Origin of the sequence: Microbacterium sp. KUDC0406, from assembly GCF_021582875.1 — a bacterium.
In the GTDB taxonomy this organism is placed as follows: Bacteria; Actinomycetota; Actinomycetes; order Actinomycetales; family Microbacteriaceae; genus Microbacterium.
The window spans coordinates 3,134,755-3,151,765 of sequence record NZ_CP091138.1; the positions used below are offsets into that span (position 1 = coordinate 3,134,755).

The 17,011-nt window shown below is 69.7% G+C and carries 15 protein-coding genes and 3 pseudogenes; 9 read left to right on the forward strand and 9 right to left on the reverse strand.

What is annotated here, in order from left to right:
• Positions 1–13 precede the first annotated feature (13 nt).
• A complete protein-coding gene (locus L2X99_RS15460; protein WP_236135361.1) occupies positions 14–1,204 on the forward strand; it encodes a glycosyltransferase in 1,191 nt (396 codons plus the stop codon).
• Between the two features lie 175 nt (positions 1,205–1,379).
• Here the strand turns inward: L2X99_RS15460 and L2X99_RS15465 are convergent, their stop codons facing one another.
• The 5 genes and pseudogenes from L2X99_RS15465 to L2X99_RS15485 all read right to left on the reverse strand — a co-directional run bounded on the left by L2X99_RS15465 (position 1,380) and on the right by L2X99_RS15485 (position 6,594).
• Positions 1,380–3,704 carry an arylsulfatase gene (locus L2X99_RS15465; protein ID WP_236135362.1) on the reverse strand — a complete coding sequence of 775 codons (2,325 nt, stop codon included), beginning with the start codon at positions 3,702–3,704 and terminating at the stop codon, positions 1,380–1,382.
• Positions 3,705–3,809: 105 nt separating this feature from the next.
• Positions 3,810–4,175: a GNAT family N-acetyltransferase gene (locus L2X99_RS15470; RefSeq protein WP_236125973.1), complete on the reverse strand. Its 366-nt coding sequence runs from the start codon at positions 4,173–4,175 to the stop codon at positions 3,810–3,812.
• 17 nt (positions 4,176–4,192) lie between these two features.
• Positions 4,193–5,189, reverse strand: a pseudogene (locus L2X99_RS15475) (pirin family protein).
• A gap of 243 nt (positions 5,190–5,432) precedes the next feature.
• Positions 5,433–5,690: pseudogene (locus tag L2X99_RS18700) on the reverse strand (carboxymuconolactone decarboxylase family protein); the annotation flags it as partial.
• Positions 5,683–6,594 (reverse strand): formylglycine-generating enzyme family protein, encoded by a 912-nt coding sequence (locus tag L2X99_RS15485; protein WP_236125971.1) that lies wholly within the window; start codon positions 6,592–6,594, stop codon positions 5,683–5,685. The pseudogene L2X99_RS18700 and the gene L2X99_RS15485, both read right to left, overlap by 8 nt.
• 118 nt (positions 6,595–6,712) lie before the next feature.
• Here L2X99_RS15485 and L2X99_RS15490 point away from each other — a divergent pair, with 118 nt between their 5' ends.
• Positions 6,713–7,642 carry an HAD family hydrolase gene (locus L2X99_RS15490; RefSeq protein WP_236125970.1) on the forward strand — a complete coding sequence of 310 codons (930 nt, stop codon included), beginning with the start codon at positions 6,713–6,715 and terminating at the stop codon, positions 7,640–7,642.
• On the forward strand, positions 7,642–9,285 hold the full coding sequence (locus tag L2X99_RS15495) for a SulP family inorganic anion transporter (RefSeq protein WP_236135363.1): 1,644 nt from the start codon (positions 7,642–7,644) through the stop codon (positions 9,283–9,285). Before L2X99_RS15490 ends, L2X99_RS15495 begins: the two co-directional genes overlap by 1 nt.
• A 13-nt stretch (positions 9,286–9,298) precedes the next feature.
• Here the strand turns inward: L2X99_RS15495 and L2X99_RS15500 are convergent, their stop codons facing one another.
• The 3 genes from L2X99_RS15500 to L2X99_RS18025 form a co-directional block, all read right to left on the reverse strand.
• Positions 9,299–9,622, reverse strand: coding sequence for a hypothetical protein (locus L2X99_RS15500; RefSeq protein ID WP_236125968.1), 324 nt, complete (start codon positions 9,620–9,622; stop codon positions 9,299–9,301).
• Entirely contained in the window at positions 9,562–9,969 is a 408-nt protein-coding gene (locus L2X99_RS15505) for an NRDE family protein (protein WP_236125967.1), read from the reverse strand. Before L2X99_RS15505 ends, L2X99_RS15500 begins: the two co-directional genes overlap by 61 nt.
• Positions 9,970–10,090: 121 nt before the next feature.
• Entirely contained in the window at positions 10,091–10,222 is a 132-nt protein-coding gene (locus tag L2X99_RS18025; RefSeq protein ID WP_268928529.1) for a hypothetical protein, read from the reverse strand.
• Positions 10,223–10,311: 89 nt separating this feature from the next.
• On the opposite strand from L2X99_RS18025, the pseudogene L2X99_RS15510 reads away from it, so the two are divergent.
• Positions 10,312–11,273, forward strand: a pseudogene (locus L2X99_RS15510) (GlxA family transcriptional regulator).
• Between the two features lie 160 nt (positions 11,274–11,433).
• Here the strand turns inward: L2X99_RS15510 and L2X99_RS15515 are convergent.
• Positions 11,434–12,825: an IS1380 family transposase gene (locus tag L2X99_RS15515; RefSeq protein WP_236125346.1), complete on the reverse strand. Its 1,392-nt coding sequence runs from the start codon at positions 12,823–12,825 to the stop codon at positions 11,434–11,436.
• A gap of 349 nt (positions 12,826–13,174) precedes the next feature.
• On the opposite strand from L2X99_RS15515, the gene coaBC reads away from it, so the two are divergent.
• From coaBC to uraH, 5 genes are all read left to right on the forward strand, one after another.
• A complete protein-coding gene (gene coaBC / locus L2X99_RS15520; protein ID WP_236135364.1) occupies positions 13,175–14,380 on the forward strand; it encodes a bifunctional phosphopantothenoylcysteine decarboxylase/phosphopantothenate--cysteine ligase CoaBC in 1,206 nt (401 codons plus the stop codon).
• 168 nt (positions 14,381–14,548) lie between these two features.
• Positions 14,549–15,421: an HpcH/HpaI aldolase/citrate lyase family protein gene (locus tag L2X99_RS15525; RefSeq protein WP_442923458.1), complete on the forward strand. Its 873-nt coding sequence runs from the start codon at positions 14,549–14,551 to the stop codon at positions 15,419–15,421.
• 103 nt (positions 15,422–15,524) lie between these two features.
• Complete coding sequence (gene bcp / locus L2X99_RS15530; RefSeq protein WP_236125966.1) at positions 15,525–15,992, forward strand: thioredoxin-dependent thiol peroxidase; 468 nt, start codon at positions 15,525–15,527, stop codon at positions 15,990–15,992.
• Between the two features lie 171 nt (positions 15,993–16,163).
• Positions 16,164–16,667, forward strand: a complete 504-nt coding sequence (gene uraD, locus L2X99_RS15535) for a 2-oxo-4-hydroxy-4-carboxy-5-ureidoimidazoline decarboxylase (protein WP_236135366.1) — start codon at positions 16,164–16,166, stop codon at positions 16,665–16,667.
• A complete protein-coding gene (gene uraH / locus L2X99_RS15540) occupies positions 16,664–17,005 on the forward strand; it encodes a hydroxyisourate hydrolase (RefSeq protein WP_236125965.1) in 342 nt (113 codons plus the stop codon). The genes uraD and uraH overlap by 4 nt, the downstream gene beginning before the upstream one ends.
• Positions 17,006–17,011 lie beyond the last annotated feature (6 nt).

Below are 17,011 nucleotides of genomic sequence, written 5' to 3' on the forward strand. Positions count from 1 at the left end.
CGACGATCATCGCGTGGAGCCGGCGACCCCGGCAGCCCGCCCGCTGACCATCCTCATCGGCTGCGACACGTTCTATCCCGACATCAACGGGGCCGCCCGCTTCGCCGAACGGCTCGCCGCCGGCCTGGTCGAGCGCGGGCACGACGTGCACGTCGTCGCGCCGAACACCCGCTACCGCCGCTCCGAGGCCCGCACCGAGGTCATCGAGGGGCAGCCCCTGACCATGCACCGGCTGCCGTCGGTGCGCTGGCTGCCGCACGACTGGCTGCGGTTCGTCTGGCCGTGGCGCTCGAAGCACTACGCCCGCAAGGTGCTCAGCGAAGTGCAGCCCGACGTGGTGCACATCCAGTCGCACATCGTGATCGGCCGCGGGCTCGCCCGCATCGCTCGGCAGCGCGGCATCCCGATCGTCGCGACCAATCACGTCATGGCCGAGAACATCCTCGACCACACGACCATGCCGGACTTCGTCAACCGCCCGGTGCTGAAGCTGGCCTGGGACGACGCCGAGCGCACGCTGCACATGGCTCGCGCGGTGACGACGCCCACGCGCAAGGCCGCGGACTTCCTCGAGAAGACGATCGACGTCACCGGCGTGGTGCCGGTCTCGTGCGGCATCGACCGGCGCAACTACACTCCTGTGCTCGCTCCGCGCACGAAGAACCGGATGCTGTTCGTGGGCCGGCTCACCGGTGAGAAGCAGGTCGACGTGGTGCTGCGCGCGATGGCGCAGCTCGACCCCGCGCTCGACGTGCACTTCGACATCGCCGGAGGCGGCGACCAGCGCAAGAACCTCGAGCACCTCGCCGAGAAGCTCGGCCTGTCCGAGCGCGTCACCTTCCACGGCCGGGTGAGCGATGAGGAGCTGCGCGACCTCTACTCCCGGGCATCCGTCTTCGTGATCGCGTCGATCGCCGAACTGCAGTCGATCGTCACGATGGAGGCGATGGCCTCGGCACTGCCGGTGGTCGGGGCGGATGCCGTGGCGCTGCCGCACCTGGTGCACGACGGCGAGAACGGGTACCTGTTCGAGCCCGGGAACGTCGACGACCTCGCCGAGAAGATCACGCGCGTGCTCACCGCGACTCCGGAGGAGTACGAGCGGCTGCAGCGCGCGTCGCTCGACGGCGTCGCGGTGCACGACATCAACCGCACTCTCGACACCTTCGAGGCGCTCTACCGCGACGAGCCGCTCCCCGCGTAGCCGCGCACCGGTCGTTGAGCGAGGCAGCCTGCGACCGAGACGAAACGCGTCACGTCCGCCAGGCACGTCACGGCGTTTCGTCTCACTCGTTCCTCGCTCGCTCAACGACCGAGGTGAACACGAACGGGGCGGGAGGGCCGAAGCCCTCCCGCCCCGTTCGGCGTGCGGATGCCGGCTACTCGCGCGCGAGCGCGGCGAGAGCCTCGAGTTCGAGGTCGAGGTACTGCTCCTCGCTGACGTCCACGCCCACGCCGAGCAGCTTGCCGCCGGTGAACGGGAAGCCGTCGCTGTACTGTCCGCTGACCGCATCGCCGCTGTCGTAGCCGATGCACAGTCCGTCGCCGGCCAGCGTGAACTTGCCGACCTGGGCGCGCATCGGGCCCGAGGCTGCGACCTGGTCGTCGACGTAGAGCTTCGCGGTGCCGATCGACTCGCCGTGCTCGCCCGCGCTCTCACGGATGAACTCCACGCCCAGCGCGTGCTTGCCCGGGGCCAGGGGCTCCGACGTGAACGTCTGCTCCGGCGGGATGCCGAGGAAGTTGTACACGTAGTTCAGCCTGTTGTCCTTGATGAACAGCGAGTGGCCGCCGAACCGGGAGCCGTGTGCGAACAGCACGCCCTCGGCGCCCTCCTCGAGCACGACGTCGGCGATGATCTTGTAGGACCGGCCGCGCACGTTCACCGCGACGCTCTCGGCCACCGCCGTGGTATCGGGGTAGTAGATGTACCGGGTGCGCGGCGGCTCGGCCTGCGGGCGCTCGATGGTGAGCTGGTCGCGGGCTGAGCGGTCGTCCAGCGGCAGCACGTTGTTCTTCTCGGCCTCCTCGAACCAGGCGTCGATCAGCTCCTGCAGCTTCTCCGGATGCTCGGCGGCGAGATCCTTCGACTCGGATCGGTCCTCGGCCACGTGGTAGAGCTCCCAGCGGTCCTCGTCGAACCGGCCGTGGCCGGTGAGCGGCGCGTGGATGGCGGCGGCCTTCCAGCCGTCCTTCCAGATCCGGCGGGTGCCGAGCATCGCGTAGTACTGCACCTTCTTCTCGGTCGGAGCGTCCGGCGTCGCGTCGAACGAGTACCGCATCGAGACGCCGTCCAGCGGGCGCTGCTCGACACCGCGGAACACGTCGGGCATCTCGACGCCGATCACATCCAGCACGGTCGCGACGATGTCGGTGGAGTGGTGGTACTGGTGCCTGATCTCGCCCTTGGCCGTGATGCCGGCGGGCCAGTGGATGATCATCGGATCGCACGTGCCGCCCGAGAACTGCGAGTACCGCTTGAACATCTGGAACGGGGTCGAGAACGCCGTCGCCCACCCGGTGGGGTAGTGGTTGTACGTCTCGGGGCCGCCCAGCACGCCGATCTTGTCGAGGTTCTCCTTCAGGTCGTCGGGGAACCCGTTGAAGAACTTGTTCTCGTTGACCGAGCCGTCGGGTGAGCCCTCGCCGGAGGCTCCGTTGTCGGCGCAGTAGAAGATCAGCGTGTTGTCGAGCTGACCGGACTCCTCCAGGTAGTCGATGATGCGGCCGATCTGCACGTCGGTGTACTCGCTGAAGCCGGCGAAGACCTCGGCCATGCGGGCGAACAGGCGCTTCTCGTCATCCGAGAGCGTGTCCCACGGCTTGACGAAGTCGGCCGCGTTCGCCTGGTCCTCCGGCATCGGGTTGATCGGCGTCAGCGCCGTGTCGGCCGGCAGGATGCCGCGTTCGACCATGCGGCCGAGCACCCACTCCCGATAGGCGTCGTAGCCGTCGTCGAAGACGCCCTTGTACTTGTCGATGTAGTCCTTGGGCGCGTGGTGCGGCGCGTGGTTCGCGCCGGGGCAGAACCAGGTGTACCAGGGCTTGGACGGGTTCGAAGCGTTCTGGTCGCGGATCAGGCGGATCGTCTGGTCGGCGAGATCCTTCGAGAGGTGGTAGCCCTCCTCGGGCGTGTACGGCGGCTCGATGAAGTGGTTGTCCTCGACGAGGTCGGGGTACCAGTTGTTCGTCTCGCCGCCGATGAAGCCGTAGAAGCGGTCGAAGCCCTGCGCGAGCGGCCACTGCTCCTTGCTGCCGCCGGTGGAGATGTCCTCTTCGGGCACGTTGTGATTCTTGCCGACCCAGAACGTGGAGTAGCCGTTCTTCTGCAGCACCTGTCCGATCGTGGCGCACGACGCCGGGATGTGGCCGGAGAGCCCCGGGAATCCGTTCGTGCCCTCCATGATGTTGCCCATGCCGTTGACGTGGTGGTTGCGTCCGGTGAGGAAGGTCGACCGCGTCGGCGAGCACAGCGCGGTGGTGTGCCACTGGGTGTAGGTCAGCCCGTTCGCCGCCAGGCGGTCGAGGGTGGGCATGTTGATCCGACCGCCGTAGGGCGACCACGATGCCATGCCGGTGTCGTCGTAGAGGATGACGAGGATATTGGGCGAGCCCTCCGGTGCGCGGGTGGGTTCGTAGGGTGCCCAGTCCGCGACGGAGTCGCGGACGTCGAGCTCGATCTTCCCCTGGAATTCCTTGGTCATGGTGCTCCCTTCCCTGGCGGATGCAGCCCCGACGGGCATCCGTCGGTGTCACGCTATCCGCAGCGGCATATCGAGCGATAGTCCCTCACCCGAGCCGGGTGAAGATCAGCCCCGCTCCTGTGCCTTGATCGCCTCGAGATGCTCCCGGTGCGCCGGCACGACGTGAGGGTCGTACTCCGGATGCTTCGGCAGCCACGCCTTCACGTAGGGACAGACCGGCACGATCGTCGCGCCGGAGGCGACGACGTCGTCCACGGCCGCGCGGACCAGCACCGAGGCGAGGCCTCTGCCGGAGTACTCCTCCGAGACGCCGGTGTGGAACAGCACGCGCTGCGTGCCGCCGTCCACAGCGACGTCGACGTAGGACTCCTCGCCGATCTCCTTGTCACCGGCGCCGTCCTCGCCGCGGTCGAGCAGCACGTACCGCGACTCCTCGGGGCGGTGCTGCACGATGTAGCGGTCCTGGGTCATCGGTTCTTCTCCTCGATCTACTGGCGCGGCCGCAGCCGGACGGTGGGCATGGGCGGTGCGGGCAGCGGAGCGCGCTGCCCGGGCGGGAATTCTCCGAACAGCGCCGGCTTCCCGGCATCCCGCGGATCGGCGGGGTCGAAGCCGAGCTCGGCCTGATAGCGGCGCCGGTACTCGACGATCTCGTCGTGGCTGCGGCCGACGAAGTTCCACCACATCACGATCTGCTCGCCCAGCGGGATCCCGCCGAGCAGGATCACCCGAGCGCCGTCCGGCCCGGCGGTGACATGCAGGGTGTCGGACCCGGTCGGCACGTAGCCGAGCTCGCGGTGCGCGACCGGAGTGCCGTTCACGTCGATCTCACCGGTCTCGGTCAGCAGCGCGTGCTCGAAGTCGGCGCGCACCGTCAGGGTCGCCGAGGCGCCCGGCTCGAGGATCAACTCGGCGCCGAGCAGATCGGGCGTGCGGGTCTCGACCGGCGAGGCGGAGCCGAGCAGCGAGCCGATGAACACCCGCGCGGTCATCCCCGGCACGACCACCGGCTCCGGGGCGTAGTGGTCGAAGTGGTTCGCGGTGAACCGGGTGCTCTCCGGCAATGCGTACCAGAGCTGCACGCCGTGCAGCGTGCGCGTGTCGGGCGTGCTGATCTCGGAGTGCGTGATGCCGCTGCCCGCGATCATCAGGTTCAGCTCGCCGGGCCGCACGGCGGCGGCGTTGCCGCCCGAGTCGAGGTGGTCGATCTCGCCGGTGAACAGCCAGCTCACCGTCGCGAGGCCGGTGTGCGGATGCCGCCGGCACCTCCATGCCGCCGGACACCGCGACGTCGTCGGGACCGTAGTGATCGAGGAAGCACCACGCGCCCACCAGGGAGCGACGCTTCTGCGGCAGCGTGCGGTACACCGTCATCGCGCGCGGGCCGCCGAGCGGCACCTCTCGCGGCTCGAGCACCTCGACGCCGATGCACGGCTGCCCGGGCTCGAGCACCTCGAGCTGTGGGTTCTTCTCGAGGTCGCTCACCTGATCACGTTCCCCTCCGCATCCCGAGGCCGCACCGGATGCTCGCTGAGGATCGAGACCCGGTTGAACAGGTTGATGGCGACCGCGACCCACTCGCGCGGCCGCGAACGCCTCGTCGCCGAGCACGCCGCGGGCGGCGGCCAGGTCGGCGGCCGAGTTCTCGCTGAGCGGCATCCGGGTGGCGGCCTCGGCGATCGCCAGCATCGCCGCCTCGCGCTCGGAGTACAGCTCGGCATCGCGCCAGGCCGGCAGCAGGTCGAGCTTCTGCTGCGTGATGCCCGCGGCCCGCGCCTCGCGCGCGTGCAGGTCGAGGCAGAACGGGCATCCGTTCAGCTGCGACGCGCGCACCTTGATGTACTCGGTCTCGGCGGGGGAGAGCCCGGCGCTCGCCGCGGCGTCGGCGATCGTCGTCGACATGGCCGCCGCCGCCTTCCAGACGTCGGGCGAGGTCTTGTCCAGGTAGGGGCGCGTCATCATCTCTCCTTCTCGTGGGTCAGGCATCGGAGGCCAGCCGGAAGCCGACGTGCGACATCCCGGTGTCCTCGGCCTGCGGCGACCTCGCCGCCGGCCGGAAGCGCAGGCAGTAGTCCGGCGAGCACAGGAACGACCCGCCCTTGAGCACGCGACGCGGGATCTGCTCGCCCTCGCGAGGACTCGCGGCGGCGAGCAGATTCGCCCGCTTGCCGGCATCCACCGGGCGGTCCGACGGCAGGATATGCCGTGGCGTGTAATAGTCGGTGGTCCACTCCCAGGTGTTGCCGATCATGTCGAACAGGCCGTAGCCGTTCTCGGGGTACGAGCCCACGGGTGCCGTGCCGCCGACACCGCGGTTGTCGTAGGGGAAGCGCCCCAGCCAGGAGTTCGCCAGCGAGCGCCCGCCCGGATACGGCTCGTCGCCCCAGGCGAACCGGGCGCCGTCGACGCCGCCGCGCGCGGCATACTCGTGCTCGGCCTCGGTGGGCAGGCGTCGCCCGGCCCACTCGGCGTACGCCGTGGCATCCTCGTACGCGACATGCACGACGGGGTGGTCCAACCGGTCGTCGATGCCGGAGCCGGGGCCGAACGGCGCGCGCCAGTGCGCACCGGTCTCCCAGCGCCACCAGTTGCGCCAGTCGCGCAGGTCGGTCGGGCCCTTCGTCGGGGTGAACACCATCGCGCCGGGCACGAGATCCTCGGCAGCGACGCCGGGGTACGAGGCCGGATCGAGCGGCCGCTCGGCGACCGTCACATAGCCGGTGTCCTCGACGAAGCGGGCGTAGTCGGCGTTGGTCACGGCGTACCGGTCGATGCGGAACGACTCCACGCGCCGCTCGTGCACCGGCTGCTCGTCCGGATAGAACTCGGCCGAGCCCATCCGGAAGGAGCCGCCGGGGATCAGGACCGTCTCGCGTGCATCGTCCGCCATGGCTCCACCGTAATGCGCGCAGCGGATGCCGGGCTCCGCGCTCACCCGTCGAGAGGAGGAGGCTCCCGGGAACGCGCCGGGTTCAGTAATCTGACGGAATCGGGATCGGAGGAGCCTCATGACCACCCTGCCCTCATGGCGCGACGGCATCACGCGCAAGACCATCATCGACTTCGTCGAGTCGGTCACCACCGGACCGGATGCCGTTCCCGTCGAGGAGCGGATCGCCGTGTTCGACAACGACGGCACGCTGTGGTCGGAGAAGCCGCTCATCGTGCAGCTGCACTACGTCATCGGCAAGTGGGCGGACGCGGCGAAAGCGGATCCGTCCCTGGCCGAGCGGCAGCCGTACAAGGCCGCCGCCACCGGCGATCTGTCCTGGCTCGGCGCCGCCGTCGACAAGCACTACGCCGGAGACGACGACGATCTGAAGGTGATCATCGGATCGCTCACCGGCCTGACCGACGGCGTCGATGTCGACGCGTACGCCGCCGACATCGGTGAGTTCTTCCGCACCGCGCGGCATCCGGTGCGGGACGTGCCGTACTCGGAGATGGTCTACGAGCCGATGCGCGAACTGATGCGGTATCTCGAGGCGAACGGATTCACCTGCTACATCGTCTCGGGTGGTGAGCGCGACTTCATGCGCGGCATCACCGAGAGCTTCTACGGCATCCCGGCCGAGCGGGTCGTCGGCTCCGCCTTCGGCCTGACCTACGACGAGGACTCGCGAGCCGTGCGGTACACCGCCGGTCTGGACTTCTTCGACGACGGCCCGGTGAAGCCGGTGCGCATCTGGAGCAGGATCGGCCGACGGCCGCTGCTGGCCTGCGGCAACTCCAACGGCGACCTGCCCATGCTGCAGTTCGCCGTCGGAGGCGCGGACGGGCGACGCGGGCTCGGCCTGCTCGTGCACCACGACGACCACTCCGGCCGCGGCGATGCACCGTATGACAAGGGGGCCGAGAAGGCGCTCGCCGCCGATGACGTCACCGTGATCAGCGTCGCGGACGACTGGTCGCAGGTGTTCCCCGCCCCGGGCGCCTGATGAGCGGGACGACCGCGACGGCGCGCGGATGGCTCGCCCCGACGCTGCACGGGTACCGGGGCGCCTGGCTGGGACGGGACGTCGTGGCCGGGCTGTCCGCCGGCGCGGTCGTCGTCCCGCAGGCGATGGCCTACGCGACCATCGCGAACCTGCCGGTGCAGATCGGCCTGTACACCTGCATGGTGCCGATGCTCGTCTACGCGCTGCTGGGCGGGTCCCGCGCGATGAGCGTGTCGACGACGTCGACCATCGCGACGCTGACGGCCACCACGCTGGTCTCGGCCGGTGTCGCGGCGAACTCCGACGATCCGGTGCCCGATCTGATGGCGCTCACCCTGCTGGTCGGGGTGCTGCTGCTGCTGGCCCGGCTGCTGAAGCTCGGCGGGGCGGTGGAGTACATCTCCAAGCCGACCATCATCGGCGTGCAGGTCGGAGTCGGCGCGACCGTCGCGGTCGGCCAGCTGCCGAAGCTGCTCGGCGTCGACAGCGAGTACACCGGGCACGGCTTCATCCGCTCGGTCCTCGGCGTCGTCGAGGCGGTGCCGGGCATGAACGTGCCCACGCTGCTGCTGTCGATCGGGTCGATCATCGCGCTCGTCCTGCTCAAGCGCTTCCTGCCTCGGCTGCCCGGCCCGCTGATCGTGGTGGCCGCAGGCATCGTGCTGGTCGCGTTCACCGGCCTGAAGGATGCCGGGGTCGCGCTGATCGCACCGGTGCCGCAGGGGTTCCCGCCGTTCGCGATCCCGTCGTTCGCGCACATCCAGGGAATGCTGCCCGGCGCCTTCGCGATCGCGGTGATGGCGTTCCTCGAATCCAGCGCCGTCGCCGGCGGCATCCGCGAGCCGGGTGAGACGCAGATCGACAGCAACCGCGAGCTTCTGGCGACCGGTGCCGCGAACACGATCGGCTCGTTCTTCCAGGTGCTGCCCGCCGCCGGCGGCTTCTCGCAGAGCGCGGTGAACAAGGACGCCGGTGCCCGGTCGCAGATCGCGAGCGTGGTGACCGTGGCGCTCGCGGTGCTGGTGGCGCTGTTCCTCGGGCCCGTGCTGAGCCTGATGCCGCAGGCGACGCTCGCCGCGCTGGTCTTCGTCGCGGTCGCCGGGCTCATCGACATCCCGGGCCTGAGCGCGCTGTGGCGGGTGAGCCGTCCGGACTTCTGGGTCGCCGCGGCGACCGCGTTCGTCGGCCTCACCGCCGGCCTGCTGCTGGCCGTCGCGATCGGCGTGCTCGGAACGTTCTACATCGTCTTCCGCGAACTGAACCGGGTGCGGATGGAGGTCGGCGAAGCGCGCGACGGCGTGCTTCCCGTGCGCCTGCTCGGGGCGCTGTACACCGCGAACGTGCTGCCGTACGAGAACGCCGTGCTCTCCGCGGCGGACGGCTCCGCCGGCATCCACGCCCTGGTGCTCGAAGCCGGGCAATTGCGAGTCGTCTCGGTCACGGTGCTCGACGCGCTGGGTGATCTCGATCACGAGCTGCGTGCACGCGGCATCGAGCTGCGGCTGGCCGGCATCCCGGAGTCGGGCGCCGCCGTGGCGAGGCGCGCGGAGTGGTTCTCGGGGCTGGAGCGCGAGGGCAGGGTGTTCCCGACGCTGGACGCCGCCATGCAGGGCTCCCCGGGCGCGGGCACGCCTCAGTCGTGACGGGTCTTCGCGGTCAGTCCCAGTGACCGGGCCGCGACAGCACGTGCGAGCTCACCGCCGCGCCGTCCGCGGACACCTCGGCCGTGGCGTACAGCAGCGACAGAGTCGGATAGCCGTGCGACGTGTTGTCGCGGATGATCGCGCGGTCGTCGTTCGGATCGAGTGCCGCGGTCTCCTGCAGCAGGGCGGTCCAGTCGTCAGGCTCGGCTGCCGTGAACCGCGGCAGCCAGGCGGCGATGCGCGCCGTCGCCGGGTCGTCGAGATCGTCGTGCGCGATCATGTGCACGCCGGAGGCGACGGGGGTCTCGCGCAGGGAGACGCCGTCCCAGGTGAGCACGCGAGCCCCTTCGGGTGAGACCTCGAGCAGGTTGAATCCGTGCGTGCGCGGAGCGCCCTCGGGGAGCGGCCGGCGACGGATTCCAGTACCAGGGAGCCCCGCGAGGCCAGCTGATCGGCGGGCACGTCGAGCAGATCGGCGCGGTTGAGCAGCACGGCGAGGCGCCGGGTCGTGGGGTCGACGGCGAGCCAGGCGCCGCCGGCGCGGCGGTCGCGGATGCCGATCACGCCCGGGTACCGCTCGGGCCACCAGGCGCCGAGGTCGTCCCACTCGCGCTGCGGGTCCTCGTCGCGGACGGCGAGCAGCCGGGCCGAGCCCGGCTCGGTGTCGATCACGACGGTGCACACGCGGCCAGTCTATTTCGCACACCGAACCCACCCGGGTCGTTGAGCGAGCGGAGCGAGACGAAACGTGGTGACGTGTCTGGCGGGCGCAGTGCGTTTCGTCTTCGCTCCTTCGTCGCTCCGCTCAACGACCGGCATGAGACTGCACCCTGTTCCAGTCCGTGCGGACCGGGCCGTAGCCGTCCCGGCGGAGTTCGACGACGGTGGCGATGAGACCCCACAGGGCCATTGCGCTGAGAAGGATCATGATGAACATGGCAGCAACGCTACGTCTGGTGGAAAAGTGCCACGAATGGCATGATGGTCAGCATTCGCAGGAAAACTGCCATCCTGAATCGAGCGCCCATGAAGACCGTCGCCTGCATCATCCAGCCCGGGTTCGCCCCCTTCGAGTTCGGCATCGCGTGCGAGGTCTTCGGCCTCGATCGAACCGACGACGGCGTGCCGAACTTCGACTTCCGCGTCGTCGCGGCCGACGCCGGCGAAGTGCGTTCGAAGCTGGGCTTCACCGTCGGGGGAGTGGGTGATCTGTCGTTCGCCCGCGATGCCGACGTGCTCGTGCTGTGCCCCTTCCCCGCGAGCAGTGGGACGCCGTCGATCCCCGCATCCTCGACGTGATCCGGCAGGCGGGCGCGCGCGGCGCCTGGATCCTCAGCGAGTGCAGCGGCGTGTTCGCGCTCGCCGAGTCGGGCGTGCTGGACGGGCGCCGGGCGACCACGCACTGGATGTACGCCGATGTGCTGGCCGAGCGATATCCCGCTGTCACCGTCGACCCCGACGTGCTGTTCGTGCACGACGGGCACATCATCACCAGCGCGGGCACCGCCGCCGGCATCGACGCCTGTCTCTCGCTGCTGCGCATCGAGCTGGGCGCCGAGCTCACGAACCGGGTCGCCCGCAGGATGGTCGTTCCGCCGCAGCGCGACGGCGGGCAGGCGCAGTTCATCGACCGTCCCATCCCGGTCGTCGCCGAAGTCTCGCTCTCGGGCCTGGCGAGCTGGGCGGTCGAGCACCTCGGGGACGACCTCCCGGTCGAGCGTCTCGCCGCCCATGCGCACATGTCGCCGCGCACCTTCGCGCGGCGGTTCAAGGCCGAGCACGGCGTCACGCCGGCGGTGTGGCTCACCAGGCAGCGGGTCATCCAGGCGCAGCGGATGCTGGAGCGCACCGATCACGGAATCGATCAGATCGCCGTGGAGTGCGGGTTCGGCTCGGCGGCGGTGCTGCGGCAGAACTTCGCCCGCATCGTCGGAACCAGCCCCACCGCGTACCGCGCGACGTTCAGCTGCGTGCCCTCCGGTCGTTGAGCGAGCGACGGTCGTTGAGCCTGGATCCACCGATGGGCCCTTGGCGGGTGGGGTCGGTGTGGTCGGCGTGGGGTGATCCTGTCGCGGGCAGGGGTGGGTTCCGGGCGTCTCATCCCGGTCGTCCACTTCGTTCTCGGTCGTGCCGTCGTCGCGGCGGTGGTCAGCTTGCCGCTGATGGTGGTGGCGCGTGCGTAGTGATGAACAGCCGGTCGAACGCGCTCTGCCAGGGCCAGGCCTCGGGCAGGTGCAGGGTGATCCGGCGCGCGGACCGTGCCAGCCGTGCTGGCACTGAGATGAGGGTGCGGCGGATCGTCGCGGTCGTGGCGGTGGCGAGCCGTCCGGCGTGGTCGGCGATGAGTCCGGCAGCGCGGGTGAGGTTGAATGCGATCGTGGCGAGGACGAGCCAGGCGCTGTTGGCGGCGAAGCGGCCGGAGGGCAGGTGCGCGAGGGGGCCGTTCTTCAGGTCGGCGTGGACGTGCTCGATGATCGCGTGGGCGCGGTGGGCCCGGTCCGCGGCGATGGTGTTCAGGCGGTCGGCGGTGACGGTGGTGAAGAACGCGTGGTAGCGGAACGTGTCGAACAGAGGATCCTGGTCTGGCCTGGGGCGGTGGGCTTTCACGCGGCGCACGATGAGCCGTCCGGTGATGCCGCCGTGTTTGGCGAATGCGGTGAACCGGGTCTCGGCGACCTCCGCGTCGCTGACCATTTCGTCGGTGTCGGGGTCGAAGATCGCGTTCGGGTAGTGGATCGGTGTCCAGTCGTTCTCGGCAATGGTCGCGATCGCGGCGGTCACGGCGGGGTTGCGTTTGACGGTGACCGACACGTCGGCGCCGGCGGCGAGTGCTCGGGAGATGGTGGGGTGGCCGTAGTAGGCGGAGTCCGCGCGCATCAGCACCGGCCCGGCGGTGCCGGTGCGGTGCAGCAGAGTGAGCGCGTCGCTGAGGAGCCGGTCCGCGCCTCTGGGCGAGTTCACCTGCCCGCGGCGCAGCCGCTGGGCCAGGATCACCGGCGCCGACGAGGCTGTCGACGCGGTCACGACCGCCGCGTTCAGGCCCCGCACCCGGGAGTAGCCGATCCCGGCGCCCTGCTTGCGGGCAGAGTGCACCTCGATGACAGTGTCGTCGATATCGACGAACACGAACCCCGCGCCCGCCGGCGCGGGGATGATCGGCGCCCGCGTGGCCAGGCCGGCCAGCACGCGAGCGGCGACCGCATCGAGCTGGCGGACATGCCCGAACGTGAACGCACGCAGGAACGAACCCAACGTCGACGGCGCATACACCGAGCCGAACAGCGACCGCATGCCGCCGTGACGGAGCACGTTCATGTCGTCGATCGAGTCCGCCCCGGCAAGCATCCCCGCCACCAGCGCCATGACCTTCGCACCGGCGTTGGCGCCCTTGTCTGTCGGGACTCTCAACCGCGATTGGGTGAGCTCGTCCAGGCCCGCGGAACGCGCGAGGCGGAGCATCGGGACCAGACCCGCAGCCGACACGAGATTCGGATCATCGAACACCGCGGACACAGCGGCCGGAGCATGCTTGAATTGCATCTACGAGATGCCTCTCGCTTCGGGGAACTAGAACCTTAGACCAGCTCTATTTTCCCTGATCCGGGAGGCATTTCCGCGTTACGGCACCCACTCAACGCCCACGCTCATCGGTGGATCGAGGTTGAGCGAGCGAAGCGAGACGAAACGCGGTGAGGTGCCTGGCGGACCTGCGAGCGTTTCGTCTCGCTCCTTCGTCGCTCGCTCAACGACCGGGAGTTCGCAACCCCGGGGTCGTTGAGCGAGCGAAGCGAGACGAAACGCGGTGAGGTGCCTGGCGGACCTGAGAGCGTTTCGTCTCGCTCGTACCTCGCTCGCTCAACGACCGACGAACTGCGGCAGACTTGAGGACGTGAACATCGTCGTCGGAGTCACGGGCGGGATCGCCGCCTACAAGGCCGTGCAGCTGGTCAGGCTGCTGACGAAGGGCGGCCATGACGTCACCGTGGTGCCGACCGACGATGCGCTGCGCTTCGTCGGACTGCCCACCTGGGAGTCGCTCAGCCGCAACCCGGTGACCACCAGCGTGCACGAGGACGTCGCCCGGGTGCGTCACGTCGCCCTCGGTCAGAACGCCGACCTCGTCGTGATCGCACCGGCCACCGCCAACACGATCGCGAAGATGGCCGCCGGCATCGCCGATGACCTGCTCGGCACCACGCTGCTCGCCACCGAGGCGCCGGTCGTGATCGCCCCCGCCATGCACGCCGAGATGTGGCGGCATCCGGCCACGCAGACGAACATCCGCACGCTGCATGAGCGCGGGGTGATCATCGTCGGACCCGCCGACGGCGAACTTGCCGGCGGCGACTCCGGCCCCGGCCGGATGTCCGAGCCGGAGGAGATCCTGGATGCGATTCATGCGGCGCTCGCCCCGCAGGACCTCGCCGGGCTCACGGTGGCAGTGTCGGCCGGCGGCACCCGCGAGCCGATCGACCCGGTGCGCTTCCTCGGCAACCGCTCCAGTGGCCGGCAGGGCGTCGCGCTCGCGGCCTCCGCCGCCGCGCGCGGCGCCGACGTCGTGCTGGTCGCCGCGCACGTCGAGCAGGATGTTCTCGCGGACGCCCGTCGGCCCGGCATCCGCATCGAGAGCGTGGGAACGGCGGCCGAGCTCGCCGACGCGATGCGAGCGGCGGCACGGGATGCGGACGTGATCGTGATGGCCGCGGCCGTGGCGGACTACCGGCCGGCCGAGGTGGCCGCGCACAAGCTCACCGAAGAGGTCGGCGTGCTCACGCACATCGACCTGATCGAGAACGAGGACGTCGTCGCCGGGCTGGCCGCTAACCGACCCGGGGAGCAGACCATCGTCGCCTTCGCCGCCGAGACCCTCACCGATCCCGAGCAGCGGCGCGAGCGCGCCCGCCGCAAGCGCGAGGGCAAGGGCGTCGACCTGCTCGCGGTGAACCGCGCGGATGCCGCCCACGGTTTCGAGCGTGCCGACAACGCCGTCGAGATCATCGGCGACGGGGGCCAGGTCGTCGCCGAGCGGACGGGTTCCAAGAGGGAGGTCGCCGACGCGATCTGGGACGCGGTGCTCGTGTACCGCGCAGAGTGAACGGGTACAGTTGCACGACCCGGGAACACCTGCACGAGCGGATGCCGAATCTCGGCGTGCATCCGTTCCCGCGTCGTGCATCCGTGCCGCGACGTGCGGTCGGGAGCGCTGGCGCGGTCGCGATTGCCGCGCTAAACTTTTCGTACTGTAGAAATCTACTTCCATGAAATGGAATCGCAAATGAATGCTCCGCTGCCCGCCCCGACTCCGCGCGAGATCGCGCCCGAGCTGGCCCGTTCCTGGCTGCTCGTCGCGGCGACGCGCCCCGAGACCTTCGACGCCGCCGCAGCGTCCCACGCCGACGCCGTGGTCCTCGACATCGAGGACGCCGTCGACGCCAGTCACAAGGACGAGGCCCGCGACGACGTCATCCGCTGGCTGAGCACCGAGGGCAACAGCGCCTGGGTGCGCATCAACGACGCCACCAGCGATCACTGGAGCGCCGACATCGAGGGGCTGCGCGCGGCATCCGGTCTGCGCGGCGTCATGCTCGCGAAGACCGAGTACGGCGGTCAGGTCATGGACACGTTCAACCGTCTCGGCGCGCAGGTGCCCGTGGTGGCGCTGGTCGAGTCCGCGATCGGCATCGAGAACGCCACCGAGATCGCCCGGGCCAAGGGAGCCTTCCGCCTGGCCTTCGGCAGCGGCGACTTCCGCCGCGACACCGGTATGTCGGCCGACCGCGAGGCGATGGCCTACCCGCGCGCCCGGCTGGTGATCTCCAGCCGTGCCGGCGGACTGCCGGGTCCGATCGACGGACCGACCGTGGGCTCCAGCCACCCGATCCTGCGCGAGCAGTCCGCGATCACCGTGTCGATGGGCATGACCGGCAAGCTCTGCCTCGCCACCGACCAGACGCCCGTCGTCAACGAGGTCATCAGCCCCACCCGCACCGACGTCGAGTGGGCCTTCGAGTTCCTCGAGGACTTCGACGCCCGCGGTCGCATCGTGCGTGACGGCAGCGACCTGCCGCGCCTGGGGCGCGCGCGCAAGATCATGCAGCTGGCCGAGGCGTTCGGCGTCGTGCCGGATGGCCGCTGACGCCCGTCGACGGGCTCAAGCCCTTCGACAGGCTCATGCCCTTCGACAGGCTCACGCCCGTCGACAGACTCAGGGACCCATACCCAGAAGAAGGAGTACACCGATGACCGAACGACTCTCCGCGGGCGACGTCGCCCCCGCGTTCACGCTGTCCGACGCTGACGGCGCCACGATCTCACTGTCCGACTTCCGCGGCAGCAACGCGGTCGTGTACTTCTACCCGAAGGCCGCGACGCCGGGCTGCACGACCGAGGCCTGCGACTTCCGCGACAGCCTGTCCTCGCTCGCGGCCGCCGGCTACGCGGTCGTCGGCGTCTCGCCCGACGAGGTCGCCGACATCAAGGCGTTCTCCGAGGCCGAGGGCCTCACCTTCCCGCTGCTCGCCGACAGCGATGGCTCCGTCGCGCGCGCCTGGGGCGTGTGGGGCGAGAAGACCATCGACGGGCGCACCTTCGAGGGCGTCATCCGCTCCACCTTCGTGCTGGATGGCGAGGGCGTCGTGCAGCGCGCCGAGTACGGTGTCGACGCGAACGGCCACGTGGCGCGCCTGCGCGAGGAGCTCGGCGTCTGAGTCCTCGCGTCGTGGAAGATTCTTGGCGGGAGGGGTTGACATCCCCCTCCCGCTCTCTGCATACTGAATTACACATGCTGAAAGAACAGTTCCGGGATACGGAATCGAATCTTCTCGAAGATTCCCGTATAGCCTTACACCCCGGATGCCAGCATGGCTTGAGGTACGAAGATGTCGCTCGAGGAGTTCAACGCACTCTCGCGTGAGGACGCCATCACCATCGTGAAGCCGGCGCTCGATGTCGCCCGCTGGATCGATGCGATCGTCGATTCCCGTCCGTTCGGATCGGTCGACGAGATCACCGCCGCCGCGGCAGCCGTGGCAGCCCCCCTCACCGAGGTGGAGATCGACGGCGCGCTGGCGCATCACCCCCGCATCGGCGAGCAGCCGAAGGGCACCACCGCCGAGGCCGCGCATTCACGCAGCGAGCAGGCCGGCGTGGATGCCTCCGCCGCCGCAGCCCTCGCCGAGGGCAACCGCGCCTATGAGGCGAAGTTCGACCGCGTGTATCTGGTGCGCGCCGCAGGACGATCGGCCGACGACATCCTCGCCCTGCTGCAGCAGCGGCTGGGCAACACCCCCGAGCAGGAGCTCGCCGTCATCGACCAGCAGCTGCGCGAGATCGCGGCGCTCCGTCTGGCGGCGGCCATCGAGACTGAAGGAGCACGCGCATGAGCGTCTCTCACGTGACCACCCACATCCTGGATACATCGATCGGGCGCCCGGCGCCCGGCGTCGCCGTCGAACTCGAGGCCCGAGTCGGCGACGGATGGGTCGGGATCGGTTCGGGCCTCACCGATGCTGACGGGCGGGTGAAAGAGCTGGGCCCGGAGCGGCTGGAGAGCGGTGCGTACCGCCTCCGGTTCGACACCGCGGCCTACTTCGCCGGCATCGAAACGGACACCTTCTTCCCGGAGGTGGTGCTGACCTTCCTGGTCGACACCGAGCAGGCGCACTATCACGTGCCGCTGCTGCTCAGTCCGTTCGCCTATTCCACTTACCGAGGAAGCTGAGTACGA

Coding starts and splice junctions, on each gene's coding strand:
- L2X99_RS15525 (WP_442923458.1), top strand. CDS start 14,549: ATGGAATCGCAAATGAATGCTCCGCTGCCCGCCCCGACTCCGCGCGAG.
- L2X99_RS15495 (WP_236135363.1), top strand. CDS start 7,642: ATGAGCGGGACGACCGCGACGGCGCGCGGATGGCTCGCCCCGACGCTG.
- L2X99_RS15465 (WP_236135362.1), bottom strand. CDS start 3,704: ATGACCAAGGAATTCCAGGGGAAGATCGAGCTCGACGTCCGCGACTCC.
- L2X99_RS15515 (WP_236125346.1), bottom strand. CDS start 12,825: ATGCAATTCAAGCATGCTCCGGCCGCTGTGTCCGCGGTGTTCGATGAT.
- uraH (WP_236125965.1), top strand. CDS start 16,664: ATGAGCGTCTCTCACGTGACCACCCACATCCTGGATACATCGATCGGG.
- L2X99_RS15485 (WP_236125971.1), bottom strand. CDS start 6,594: ATGGCGGACGATGCACGCGAGACGGTCCTGATCCCCGGCGGCTCCTTC.
- L2X99_RS15470 (WP_236125973.1), bottom strand. CDS start 4,175: ATGACCCAGGACCGCTACATCGTGCAGCACCGCCCCGAGGAGTCGCGG.
- uraD (WP_236135366.1), top strand. CDS start 16,164: ATGTCGCTCGAGGAGTTCAACGCACTCTCGCGTGAGGACGCCATCACC.
- L2X99_RS15490 (WP_236125970.1), top strand. CDS start 6,713: ATGACCACCCTGCCCTCATGGCGCGACGGCATCACGCGCAAGACCATC.
- bcp (WP_236125966.1), top strand. CDS start 15,525: ATGACCGAACGACTCTCCGCGGGCGACGTCGCCCCCGCGTTCACGCTG.
- L2X99_RS18025 (WP_268928529.1), bottom strand. CDS start 10,222: ATGTTCATCATGATCCTTCTCAGCGCAATGGCCCTGTGGGGTCTCATC.